Genomic DNA, 12,935 nt, shown 5'->3' on the forward strand with positions numbered 1-12,935 from the left:
CTTTCCACGGAGTTCGCCTTGCGTCTGTTTCATACCTCCGACTGGCACCTGGGCCAAAACCTTCATGGCCAGGAACGCGACTTCGAACACGCCTGTTTCCTCAAATGGCTGTTGGTCCAATTAAAGGACCATCAGCCGGATGCGCTGCTCATCGCCGGCGATATCTTCGACACGGTCAACCCGCCGCTCAAGGCGCAGGAACGGCTGTATGACTTCATCATCAGCGCCCATGAACAAAACCCGAAACTGACCATCGTGATGATCGCCGGCAACCACGATTCCGGCTCGCGGATCGAACTGCCCGCGCCGTTGATGCGTCGCCTGCGTACCCACGCGCTCGGCCGCGTGCTGTGGCTGGATGACGGCCAGCTGGACGCCGAACGCCTGCTGATCCCGCTGCCGGATGCCAAGGGCAAGGTCGCCGCCTGGTGCCTGGCCCTGCCCTTCCTGCGCCCGGCGGAAGTCACGGGGGCACACCTGGGTGACGATTACCTGCACGGTATCGGCCAGGTGCATGAAGGGCTGATCGCCGCCGCCAACGCCAAGCGCAAAAAAGGCCAGGCGCTGATCGCCATCAGCCACGCGCACATGGCCGGGGGCTCGGTGTCGGAAGACTCCGAGCGCAGCCTGATCATCGGCAATGCCGAGGCGTTACCGGCCAAACTGTTCGACAGAAGTGTCGCCTATGTTGCCCTCGGCCATTTGCACAAGCCGCAAAAGGTCAATGGCGAAGAGCGCATTCGCTACAGCGGCTCGCCGATTCCACTGTCGTTTTCCGAAATCGGCTACAAACACCAGGTTCTCGACGTGACGTTCCAGGGCCAATGCCTGGTAAGTGTCGAACCGATCCTGATCCCCCGCTCGGTCGACCTGCAACGCCTGGAAGCCGCCCCACTGGCGGACATCCTCACGGCGCTGGCCGACTTGCCAGACGTCGACCTGCTCGCCGAAACCCAGCGCCATCCCTGGCTGGAAGTGCGCGTGCGCCTCGACGAGCCGCAGCCCGACCTGCGCCAGCAGATCGAAACCGCACTGCAAGGCAAGGCCGTGCGCCTGGTGCGCATTGCCGCCGAGTACGCCGGCAAACGCGGCAGCGACGACACGGACGATGAGCGCCTGATCGAACTTGACCAGCTCACGCCCCAGGAACTGTTCAGCCGTGCCTGGCAGGACAGCTACGGCAGTGAAGTGGATGAACAGACCTTGAAGGATTTCGCCGTGCTGCTTCAGGAAGTGCAACAGGAGGCTGAACAGCCATGAAGATCCTCGCCATCCGCCTGAAAAACCTCGCCTCCCTGGCCGGCCCGTTTGAGATCGACTTCACCGCCGAGCCCCTGGCCAGTGCTGGGTTGTTCGCGATTACCGGGCCAACTGGCGCCGGTAAAAGCACCCTGCTCGACGCACTGTGCCTGGCGTTGTTTGGCGCGGTGCCACGCCTGGGCGATACCGGCCAGGCGAAGATGCCAGATGCCGACAGCGATATTTCCATCGGTGACCCACGCACCCTGCTGCGGCGCGGCACCGGTGGCGGTTATGCCGAGGTGGATTTTGTCGGCGTCAACGGCCGTCGCTACCGTGCGCGCTGGGAAGCCAATCGCGCCCGCGACAAGGCCAGCGGCAAGTTGCAGAACAGCCGCCAGAGCCTGCTGGACCTGGACAGCGACCAATTGCTGGCCAGCCAGAAAACCGAATACAAGACTCAGCTGGAACTGGCCCTGGGCCTGAACTTCGAACAGTTCACCCGCGCCGTGTTGCTGGCGCAAAGCGAGTTCAGCGCCTTTCTCAAGGCCAACGACAACGAACGCAGCGAACTGCTGGAAAAACTCACTGACACGGCCCTCTACACCCAGCTCGGCCGGCGCGCCTTCGACAAGGCCAAAGAGGCCAGGGACGCCCACAAGCAGTTGCAGGACCAGGCCACCGGCGTGGTGCCCCTGGCGCCCGAGGACCGCGCCGAACTGGATCAGCAATTCGACGCCGCGCAACAACAGCTCAAGGCTGAGCAAGCACAACTCAAGCAGCTTGAACTTCAGCACACCTGGCTCAAGGAACTGCGTGAATGGCAGGAACGCCAACTCGCCGCTAACGAACAGCTGCAACGCGCGCAGTCCGACTGGGACAACCAAGGGCCGCAACGCCAGGACCTGAGCCGCCTGGACCAGTTGGCACCGCAACGTCATCAATTCGCCCGCCAGGCCGAACTCAGCACGCTGCTCACCCCCCTGGCCGCGCAAATCCAGCTGCATACTCAACAACAAGCCGACCTGCATGCCCGCCAGGAACAGGCCCAGCAACAGCTCGCCAACGCACAGAGCGCATTGGCGCAAGCCCTGAAAAACCAGGGCGATGCCGTGCCGTTGCTGCGCCAGGCATTTGAGCAGCAAAGCACCCTCGCCCACTTGAGTCAGGCACTGGCCAAGCGCACCGAGGACACACAGCAGCACGAACAGGCCTGGGCCGAAGGCCAGGCCCTGCTCAACGGTTTGCAGGAAAAACAGGGCCAGGTCGCCGAACGCCTGCAACGCCTGAGTGCCGAGCTTGAGAGCAGTGCCGCCCTCGCGCCATTGGGCGATGCCTGGAACGCCTACCGCGACCGCCTGCAACAGTTGGTGCTGATCGGTAATCGCCTGAACAAGGGTGAGGCCGAACTGCCGCAATTGGAACAGCGCGCCACCCTTGCCGCCGAACAGTTCACCCAGCAACGCGAAGCGCTGGACCTGCTGTACCAGGAAGCGGGCGCCGAACCCCACGCCGTGGCCGAGCAGATCCAGTTGCTGGCCAGTCTGCTGCAGGACAATCGCAAACAGCAGCGCGCCTTCGAAGACCTGACGCGCCTGTGGGACAGCCAGCAGCAACTGGACCTGCACGCCAGCACACTGACGCAAAAGCTCACCGATGCTCAACAAAAGCGCGAGCAACTGAACCAGACCGGCCTGCAGACCAAAGCTGAGCTGACCGTTGCCGAACAGACCCTGACCGTGACCAAGCAACTGCTGGAACGCCAGCGCCTGGCCCGCAGCGCGAGCGTCGAGGAATTGCGCGAGCAGTTGCAGGACGATCAGCCCTGCCCGGTGTGCGGCAGCCATGAACACCCGTACCACCAGCCCGAAGCCCTGCTGCAAAGCCTCGGTCGCCATGACGAAAACGAAGAAGCCACGGCGCAGAAAGCCGTCGATACCCTCAAGGAGACACTCACCGAGCTGCGCGGTGAAGTGGGTGGCCTGATCGCCCAACAAAAGGAATACCTGCACCAGCAGGAGCAGTTGGCGACGCAACAGCAAGCACTCAAACCCAGCCTGGATGCGCACCCGCTGGCCGCCGCGTTGTTCAACCAGGACGCCGCCAAACGCAGCGCCTGGCTTGACCAGCAACTGAGCCAACTGACCCAGAGCATCACTCAGGACGAGCAGCGTCAAGGCGCCCTGCTCAACCTGCAACAAAATGCCGGCCGCTTGCAGCAACAATTGCAGGCTGCCCAGGAAGCGAGCCAGCAGTCGCGTCAATTGCTGGTGGACCAGCAGCGTGAACTGGCCAGCGACCGCGAACGCCTGGAGCAGGAACTGAACGCGTTCACCGGCCTGTTGCCTGCCGATACCCTGGAAGGTCTGCGCGCCGAGCCAGCCGCCACGTTCATGCAGTTGGACCAGCAGGTCAGCCAGCGCCTTGAACAGCTGGGCCATCAACGTGATGAGCTGGCCGAGCAACAAGAGCGTCAACAGGTCATCGAGAAAGAACAGACCCATCAGCAGCATCGCCAGCAACAACGCGACGCACTGATTCAGCAGGTTACCGAGCTGGCTGCACAACAACAGGCCGGCCAGGAAAAGCTCAGCGCATTGCTCGGCGAGCACAGCACTGCCGAGCAGTGGCAGCATCACCTGGATCAGGCCGTGACCCAGTCGCGCGACAGCGAGGCCGATGCCAACAAACAACTGCAAGCGCTCCACAACGCGCTGATCCAACTGGCCGGCGACCTCAAGTCCCAGCAGGAACGCGAACAGGCCTTGCAGGCCGAGCAACAGACCCTCGACACCCGCATCAGCGAGTGGCGCGCCCTGCACCCGGAACTTGACGACGCAGGCCTCAACCGTTTGCTCGGCTACGATGACGCCCAGGTCAGCCAACTGCGCCAGCAGCTGCAGCACAGCGAAAAAGCCGTCGAACAGGCCAAGGTTTTGCTGCAAGAACGAGAGCAACGTCTCGCCGACCACCAGGCCTTGCACAACGGCAATCTCGACGCCGAGGCACTGGAGAGTGCCCTGGCCGTCCTCAACCAGCAATTGGCCGACAGCGAGAAACGTTGCGCCGAATTACGTGCGCGCCAGTCCGAAGACCAGCGCCGCCAGGACGCCAACCAGGCCTTCGCCGAGCAGATCGCCAAGGCCTATGACGAGTGGCAGCGCTGGGCCCGCCTGAATGCGCTGATCGGTTCGGCCACCGGCGACACCTTCCGCAAGATCGCCCAGGCCTACAACCTCGACCTGCTGGTGCACCACGCCAATGTGCAGCTGCGCCAGCTGGTGCGTCGCTACCGTCTCAAACGCGGCGGCAGCATGCTCGGCCTGTTGGTGATGGACACGGAAATGGGCGATGAGCTGCGCTCGGTGCATTCGTTGTCTGGCGGCGAAACGTTCCTGGTGTCCCTGGCGCTGGCACTCGGCCTGGCGTCGATGGCCTCCAGCACACTGAAGATCGAGTCGCTGTTTATCGATGAAGGCTTTGGCAGCCTGGACCCGGAATCGCTGCAATTGGCCATGGACGCCCTGGACGGCTTGCAGGCCCAAGGGCGCAAGGTGGCGGTGATCTCCCACGTGCAGGAAATGCACGAACGGATTCCGGTACAAATTCAGGTCAAGCGCCAGGGCAATGGCCTGAGTACCCTGGAGGTCAAGTGAACGAAGTGGTGCTGTATTCGTTCCGGCGCTGCCCGTACGCGATGCGGGCACGCCTGGCCCTGCGCTACGCCGGCGTGCCGGTACGTATCGTCGAGGTGAGCCTCAAGGCCAAGCCAGCCGAGATGCTGGCACTCTCGCCCAAGGGCACGGTGCCGGTGTTGAGTGTGGAGGGCGAGGTGATCGACGAAAGCCTGGCAATCATGCAGTGGGCGCTGGCCCGGCACGATCCGGATGACTGGCTGCTGCAGGGTGATCCCGCGGTATTGGCGTTGATTGCCGAGAACGACCAAGGCTTCAAGTATCACTTGGATCGATACAAGTACGCCGAACGCTACCCGCAATTTCCAATGGAGCATTACCGGGCCGAGGGAGAGATGTTCTTGCAGAAGTTGGAGGGGTTACTGGCGGACCGCGCCTATTTGCTGGCCGATCATCCGAGCCTGGCGGACATGGCCCTGGCACCGTTTGTGCGGCAGTTTGCCCATGTGGATCGGGATTGGTTTGGCAGTGCGCCCTACCCTGGGTTGCAGCGCTGGCTAGGCGCGTTCCTGCAATCACCGTTGTTCATCGGTGTAATGGCAAAGCATTAACCGGGATAAGCAGGCCTGTTGTGGTGAGCGGGCTCATCACACATAAGGCAGTATCAGCCTTCGACCAGGCTCAACAATCGCTCGCGCGCCAGCTCCGGCTCACCGTCCACCGGTTGCACGGAGGACAGGATGGGGGCGGAATAGAGGAACAGGATTACTGCGGCGAGTCGGAGTGCCATGCTGTCGATTCCAGGGAAGGCGTCAATATTTGAGCGCCAAATTTAAACACATGGCAATGTGATATCAATCATTTTTATTCAGCAGATGCACAAACGCCAAACCACTCGAACGAGCCAGGCTTCGTTCCAGTGGTTTGGCGTCTGCAGGTGTGCAGGGTCAATCAACGCTCATTGCTGGGTTTTGTGATCCAGCGCGGCGTAGAAGTTAGCGCTTTGTTGCAGGTATTTCTGGGTGTAGGCGCTGGTGCTGGATTTTTTGCCGGTGACTTCCACGCTGGCCGCAGCTGGCAGTGCAACAGTGGCGGAAACAGCAGAAGCGGCGATGATGGAGAAGAGATTCAGATTCATGTCGGTAACCCTTGTGTTCGTTTGGTTGAGTGGCCGGGGAAGGCCTTGTAACCAAACTTACGCCCGGGGGCCGAGCCTTAGAAATGCTTTGAAACAGTAGCCGCTATTAATAGAATTAATACAAAGGCTCAGGCCCCGCAATGCGGGGCCTGTGGCTTATTGACGCACCAGGAACTTGAGGTCGCTGGGCGCATCGATCGGCAATGTCTGCACGGTTTTACCCAACAGGCCGGTCTTCGGGTCACGTTCGACCACTACGATTGCATTGCTCTTCTGGTTGGCGATCAGCAAAAACTTGCCGGTCGGGTCCAGGCTGAACTCGCGCGGGTGATCGCCTTCCACCGAACGACGCTGCAACTCCTTGAGGTGTGCGGTGGCCGGGTCGATGCTGAACACCAGCAATTGGTTGGCCGTACCACGGTTGCTCACATACAGGAACTTGCCGTCGCTTGAAGCGTGCAACGCGGCGCCGGCTTTGTCGGACACCGGCTGCCCGGCGGCGAAGTCCACCAGCTGAGTCTGCGTCAGCGCGCCATCGTTGTAGTCGAACACCGCAACCTGGGCGCTCATCTCGGTGGTCAGCCAGGCATGCTTGCCATCGGCGCTGAACAACAGGTGGCGCGGGCCACTGCCCGGCGGCAATTGCACCGAGGTCGGATCGGCCGAGGTCAAGGGCAGCTCATGGTTGGCCTTGGGGTCATAGCGGTAGGCAAACACCTTGTCCGCGCCCAGGTCCTGCACAAACACATACTTGCCATCCGGCGATGACACCACCGAATGCACATGGTTGGACGCCTGGCGCTCCGGGTTTACCCGGCTGGCCGGGTGCCCGCTCAGTTGCACCGGGGGCGACAGCTTGCCCGCGGCGTCGACCGGCAGCACCGCCAGGCTGCCGCCCGGGTCTTCCAGCACCGAATAGTTGGCCACGAACAGGTAACGCCCATCGGCGGCGACGCTGGAATGGGTCGGTTCATTGCCCAGGCTCTGCACCTGGTTGATCAAGGTCAGTTGGTGATTCTGCGGGTCGATGCTGTAGCTGCTCACGCGCCCCACCGGGTCTTCCTGGCCGGGGCCATTCTCGTTGACCACAAACAGGTGCTTCTGGTCCTTGGAGATCGTCAGCCACGACGGGTTGGCAGCCTTGGCCGCCAGCACTGGCGGGCCCTGGAACTGACCGGTACGGCTGTCGAATTGCAGGCGATAGATCCCTTCGCTGCTGCCGGCGGTGTAGCTGCCCACCAACAGTTCATAGGTGTCGGCCGGCGCAGCCTGCACCGACATCGCACCGACACTGCCCGCCATCAGCAGGGGCCAGAATTTACGCATCATCATCCGCTTCATCCTCGTCGTTATTGTTGCCGGTGAACGCGCTCAGGCAGATCAGGCGGTGCTCGCCCGAATCACCGGTCAGGGTCCAGCTTTGCAGCGTGTCGTCGAAGGTGGCTGCTCGCACCTGCTCCAGGCTGAAACGCCAGCGTTTTTCAGCACGGCCGTCCATGGCGGTGATCAGTAGTGTCTCGTCGTCCAGGCTGAAATCGAAGGCGTGCAGGCCGTCGATCTCCAGCATGTCGGCATGTTCAAGGACGGTGGTCAGGGTCTCGGCAGTCATGGCAGTCAATCGTCTACGGGAAAGCGCCAATGATAGCCCAGCATGGCAGGTAGGGCCGCGCTTTCATCCATGGGGCGGCTGCAAACACCTGGAAACAGAAGGCTCAAGCTCCCGCCAATCCAAGCGCTCGCCGGCCTGAGTTCACTGCGGCGAAACAGTTGATAACGCATTGTCGCCCCGCCTACATGAATGGGCGGTTATTTTTCCTGCCGTACTTGTTTGTCACCCACGCCAAGGAGGCGTCTGCATGCCATCGGTAAGAACCACTCCACGCCCGTACACGGTGAACCTGCCCATCACGCCCCCACTTCCTGGCGTGCTTGCCCCCCCAGCCGAACCCGCAATCTCCACGGTTGCTCGCCCACAAATACGCGCCTCTATCGCCCAACCGACGTTGAGCTCGCGTTTTACAATCGCGCCGGCAAGCACAACAGAAAACGTCGTCGCCGCGCATTTCGCCAATCGCCCGACGCTACGTTCGGTGGTCGCAGAAATGCTGACCGATGCACTCAAGAGCCAGTACCCCTCCCTGAATATCAATGTCGCCACGACTTCGCTGGCCGTCCCCAGCCAGGGCGCCCCCCTGCAGTACGTATTGACGCCTCTGCTCGACCTGGCCCTTGACCACCTGGCCTCGGGCACCGACCTGGATTTCACTGATCGCGATGGCGAGCCCTGCAAATGGATGGATACCGCTCACTTCAGGTTCCTCAAAATCATCGACGACAATGGTCTTCACTCGCGCCTCCTGGATATGCCAACGGTGGAATTGGCCATACGCGCCCTGCGGCCCAACCTGAAAAGCGCCTTCGCCCAAGCGCTGAGCCAGTATTGGGGCCAGGCCGCCTTCCGCACAGACCCGGCCAGCAGCCATTGGTCCTGGCTCAGCGATACGTTGCACACAACCCTGAGCATCGCCAGTCTGGAACAACCCGGCCTGGATGAGCTGCAGCGCCAGACGCTGGACCAGGTGACGCACTACCCGGACACCGCGCAGCGCCAGCAGGCCGCGGGTGACAACGCAGCCAAGGTCTACGTGATAGACACAACGTTGAGCAAGGGCGCAGTGAAGACCACCCTCCTGAGTGCCGATCTGTTGATCACGCGCCAGGTCGGGGAGCGCACCATCGTCCTGCACGCAACCGCCGCAGGCAAGGTCACGCCCTATGCCTCGCTGGAAGCGTTCGCCAGCGCCTGGAGCCAGCAATTGGCGCAGCCATTCGATTTCGACCAGATGACCTGGCAGCGCAGAGCGATCGACGGCAACCTCTTCGATACCCAGGCCGCGATCATGCTCAACCAACAACTGGAAAACCTCGACGCCGTCACGCTGCCAGTCAGCAGCAATCCTGAAGACCTGGCACAACTGTTCGCTGCCGCTACCGCCACCGCGCCCTGGTTCGTTGGCGCGCCGGTGCCGTCGACGTCGCACGCACAATCACTGGCCAGCAAGCTCCCCACCTGGCTCAAGCAAGCCAGCGACGCCGAACGCTTTGCCTACCAACGCCTCACCACGTCCCTCGCCACCAGCGTACAGCGCAATGGGGGACGCACCTTCCTCGACGGTATCCCCGACATACGCCTTTATACCCAGCAGCAACTCGACCTGGCGCTGAGCACTAAAGGCTACGCCGCCAAAGATGTGGAGGTGGTGTTCAAGGTCGCCGTGGGCAACATGGGCAGTGGGTACATCGAACGGGTGAAGATGAGCCTTACTGACATGGCCTTGGAGAACCTTTCCGGCCTGCCCAAGGGCGAGATGGACGTCTACGTGCGCGGGCAACAGGTAGTCGACTCAAGCTTGCCGCAAATGCTCAAGGACCTTATCAGCAAGGTCGACATCGGCAAGCAGTATCCCGCCCTGCTGGAACGTGAACTGTTGAGTGGTACCGAGGCTGCCCAGCAACGCCAGGCGCGGTTCATAGATCAGGTGCCGATCCAGCTCGCCATGCAGGCGCTGGAATTGAAGCTCAAGGGCGATTCGGGCCTGAGCGCCCGCGGATATCAGTATATCAACGCGGTTCTCCAGCCCGGGGCCGGCGCCAAACGCGTGGACGGCCAGGAGATCACCGTGCGCCCACTGGCGTTTGTACGTAAACCGGGCGCGACACCGGATGTGGTCGAGAACATGTTCGTGATCGAACCGCTGGATGCCAGCCAAGGCCCACATGTCCTCTACCAGCCCCAACTGCAACCGACGCTGCAGGAGTTTGCCAGCCGGGAAGCCTTGCTGGAGGCCATCCGTCAACCCGGCACGTTGCAACAGAACGTGCTGAACTGGCTTGCGGATCACCGCACGCGGGCGGTGTATGGCAACGGTGGTTTCAACATCCCCCATATTGCCCGCTACAGCCTGTTCAATGAGTTCGACCCACCGGCCACCGCGGCGCCGACGACCCTGGCGGTCGATGGCTATGACGCCGCCAGTACCTTGCGCCAGGACCTGTTGACCGGTGACCTGGCCAAGCATCTGTTCAAATCCAACGCGCACAGCCTGGTCAACCTGGCAAACGGCCAATCCACGTCCGATACCGAAAGCCGCTGGGCGTCGTTCAAGGAGGTGGGCTTGCTGTTGCTCAATACATTGCTTCCGGTATTACGCGGCCCCGGCGCGATGGCTGGTTGGCTGATGCAACTGGCCAGTATGGAAAATGATTTCGAGCAGATCAATGAACCCAATGGCAAGGACCACTCCGCAGCGGTTGTCGACCTACTGGTTAATGTGGCCCTGTCGCTGGGTCACGTGAGTCCGACCACGCCCACCCGCAGCTCGCGTTTTATCGATCGTCCCGAGGCATCGATTCCCTTGCGTCGTGACGCAGCTACCGACCCCACGACGGTCAATGTGTCGGTTCAGCAGGCTGCCCCCCAGGAAAACGGTCTGACAGTGGGCAACGATCATACCGTGTTCGACTTCGCCTTCTCCAACCCGCGCGAGCTGACGCCCGCCCAACGTGCCCATATTGACTCGTTCAGCGTCACAGCGCCGGCGCCGGGCGCAGAGCCGATCAACGACGGGGCAAGCAAGGGGCTCTTCAGCATCGACAACCACCTGTATGCACACATCGACAACCTATGGTTCCGGGTGGCCCGGGACCTGGACGGCACCTTCATCATCGACCCGCAAAACAAGGCACGTACAGGGCCTTCATTGAAGTCCGGCCCAGACGGCCGATGGCGCCTGGATATCGGCCCCAAGCTAAGGGGAGGCATGCCCAAGCGCAAGGGCATAAAAGACATGGTCAGGGAAAACGCCATGGCCAGGGAACAAGTGGTCGTCCAATACGAGCAAAGCCTCCTGGAAAGCGGAAAAACCCAAAAAACTTTCTTGGCAGCCGTTCGGGCGCTCAATGAAGATCTCGATGCATTCACCACCGCACGAAAAAAACTCATGGTGCAATGGGGGTTGAACAAAGGTGACACAGCCAGCCAATACGCCGCGCCTTATGCAGAACAATTGCAATCTACGCGTCAACTCAGACTGAAGATTGACCAGGGTCTTCGCGACCTGGAGAGGGCGGCCCAAGCCGATATCGCCAGCAACGAAAGAGCCATCGAAATCATCACTCCGAAAAAAAACGGTGCGATCGATGATCTCGCCGAGTTCAAGTCCATGCGCTCGTTGATATATTCAAAGAATATGGCGGACTTGTTGCTGGTCAATAACATTTACGCCCGACTTAACAATCACACTACCGAAATCAGTCTCAGCGGTGAGCCCTTGTCCGACATGATGCGTCGAGCCGGGCCAGGCGCAGAAAAAGCTACCTACGATGAGGCGATTGAAAACCTCAAGATCATCAATCAGGACCGCGAAGGTATTTGGAGGTCCCAGCAAGCACTTGCTGCCCAACTCGAGAAATGGAAAAACGATTCGCCTTCCGCCAGACACAGCGCCGAGAAGTTCCTCAGCGAGCGGAAGCAGGTTGCACCGTCCATCGAAGCTAAAGCCTCGCAGCTGTCCATCATGGCCAACCTCAAGGAGTTGAGCATCATCAGGAGCGCTGACGTGCCGTCAAACTATGGGGTTCTTTTGAAGGCGCGGCTGCAATCGGCCAACCTGAGGCTCGTCAACCAAACCTTCCTTGACCAACACGAATATCAGGGCTACACGCTCACTGAACGCAAGGCTGCATTGACCACGGTGATCGACACCTACGAACAGTCACTGAACGACTTTGAGACCTTGCAAGAACTTCACCCCGAGGTTTTTCGCGACGAATACCGCCAACTGTTCGTCCAACGCGTCACTGAAGTCCTCGATGAGGCCAGGGCCGACTTGGCCGATGCACTGCGCGAAGAACAAGGTTTGTCGCCCGTATTACCCAAGCGCGCCGACAAGCCGGAAAAAGACTCGAAACGGCGAGTCTTCAACACGCGGGACAAGCAAACTCTGATCGGGACATTGCGTGCCCCCACGGAGGGTCAGAATAATGTCATTGATGTGCTGGACCCGAAAACCGGACACCCTATTGCGACTTATAACGAGCACCCGGCCCAGCGTGAATGGGTCAGGCAAGTTGCATATGAACCCCCCGCCGCTACGCCGCCCCGACCGTCCAAGTCTCTGAATACCTATAAAGACGAAGTGAGGGCAATCATCGACGACAGCATCGACAACGAACGCAGGATCGCGTTTCAGAAAAAAAAGCTCAAAGACCCAACAAGACGCGACGGCGTTACCCCACTTGACTGGAACGACATGTGCGAGAGCTTGGCTAACAGGCTCAAGGCAACGGCCGATCAAGTTGAAACCGAGCTTGGCGACAAGCCGGGCACAAAGGAGTTAGTCGCCCAATGGCGCGCAAAGTCCGATGAGCTGCTGCAAGAGGGACGTCAGCATACGGCCGACGGCTATAAAGTCCAAACACCGAGACAGGAAAACGTCGACTTCCTTTGGACGCACGGCTTCGTCGACATCAACCTGGTCAAACGCGCAATTCCCTCGAAATCCGGCGATGTGTTTACCGAGTATACGGTGCGGGAAAAGGGTTCGCACAAGGTGCTGTGGTACGCGCACTTTCACTACCCGAACGCTGCGACGCCGCGCAATGAGTACACTGCGGCGCACCTGAAAATCCCGTCCCAGCGCTATGAGACGCAAACATCGCTGATCGCCAAGGCGGGCAACGACAAAAAAGAGATAGAAAAGATCATCCGCGCCCGGATCACAGCGCCACTGGATGAAAAGCTGTTTTTGAAGCTGTGACCCCCTTTCAGACCAATGCCGTGATGAGCGCGGCATTGGTCTGAAGGCACTGCTGGCGACAACGCTTGGCCGTATCCCGAGGTACTGAGCTACCACACCCTGTGC

9 protein-coding genes are annotated in these 12,935 nt (G+C 60.7%); 4 read left to right on the forward strand and 5 right to left on the reverse strand.

Annotated elements, in window-relative coordinates; all coding sequences use genetic code 11:
* Nucleotides 1-18: 18 nt before the first annotated feature.
* From KUA23_RS16750 to KUA23_RS16760, 3 genes are read left to right on the forward strand one after another with little or no spacing between them, the layout of a single operon-like run.
* A complete protein-coding gene (locus tag KUA23_RS16750; RefSeq protein WP_078048755.1) occupies nucleotides 19-1,260 on the forward strand; it encodes an exonuclease SbcCD subunit D C-terminal domain-containing protein in 1,242 nt (413 codons plus the stop codon).
* On the forward strand, nucleotides 1,257-4,895 hold the full coding sequence (locus KUA23_RS16755) for an AAA family ATPase (protein WP_252992454.1): 3,639 nt from the start codon (nucleotides 1,257-1,259) through the stop codon (nucleotides 4,893-4,895). The genes KUA23_RS16750 and KUA23_RS16755 overlap by 4 nt, the downstream gene beginning before the upstream one ends.
* A complete protein-coding gene (locus KUA23_RS16760) occupies nucleotides 4,892-5,485 on the forward strand; it encodes a glutathione S-transferase (RefSeq protein WP_252992455.1) in 594 nt (197 codons plus the stop codon). The genes KUA23_RS16755 and KUA23_RS16760 overlap by 4 nt, the downstream gene beginning before the upstream one ends.
* Nucleotides 5,486-5,538: 53 nt before the next feature.
* On the opposite strand, the gene KUA23_RS16765 is transcribed toward KUA23_RS16760, so the two are convergent.
* From KUA23_RS16765 to KUA23_RS16785, 5 genes are all read right to left on the reverse strand, one after another.
* Complete coding sequence (locus KUA23_RS16765) at nucleotides 5,539-5,664, reverse strand: hypothetical protein (RefSeq protein ID WP_256581755.1); 126 nt, start codon at nucleotides 5,662-5,664, stop codon at nucleotides 5,539-5,541.
* 168 nt (nucleotides 5,665-5,832) lie between these two features.
* On the reverse strand, nucleotides 5,833-6,012 hold the full coding sequence (locus tag KUA23_RS16770) for a hypothetical protein (RefSeq protein WP_010210027.1): 180 nt from the start codon (nucleotides 6,010-6,012) through the stop codon (nucleotides 5,833-5,835).
* A 156-nt stretch (nucleotides 6,013-6,168) separates the two neighbouring features.
* Nucleotides 6,169-7,344, reverse strand: a complete 1,176-nt coding sequence (locus tag KUA23_RS16775; protein WP_252992456.1) for a lactonase family protein — start codon at nucleotides 7,342-7,344, stop codon at nucleotides 6,169-6,171.
* Nucleotides 7,331-7,621, reverse strand: coding sequence for a DUF5629 family protein (locus KUA23_RS16780; RefSeq protein ID WP_099491595.1), 291 nt, complete (start codon nucleotides 7,619-7,621; stop codon nucleotides 7,331-7,333). Before KUA23_RS16780 ends, KUA23_RS16775 begins: the two co-directional genes overlap by 14 nt.
* A gap of 472 nt (nucleotides 7,622-8,093) precedes the next feature.
* The gene (locus tag KUA23_RS16785; protein ID WP_256581753.1) at nucleotides 8,094-8,360 is read right to left on the reverse strand and encodes a hypothetical protein; all 267 of its coding nucleotides are present in this window, start codon (nucleotides 8,358-8,360) and stop codon (nucleotides 8,094-8,096) included.
* Between the two features lie 156 nt (nucleotides 8,361-8,516).
* Between KUA23_RS16785 and KUA23_RS16790 the strand changes: the two genes are divergently transcribed.
* Nucleotides 8,517-12,830: a dermonecrotic toxin domain-containing protein gene (locus KUA23_RS16790; RefSeq protein WP_346356342.1), complete on the forward strand. Its 4,314-nt coding sequence runs from the start codon at nucleotides 8,517-8,519 to the stop codon at nucleotides 12,828-12,830.
* The last annotated feature ends 105 nt before the right edge of the window (nucleotides 12,831-12,935 follow it).

Source organism: Pseudomonas pergaminensis, assembly GCF_024112395.2.
In the GTDB taxonomy this organism is placed as follows: Bacteria; Pseudomonadota; Gammaproteobacteria; order Pseudomonadales; family Pseudomonadaceae; genus Aquipseudomonas; species Aquipseudomonas pergaminensis.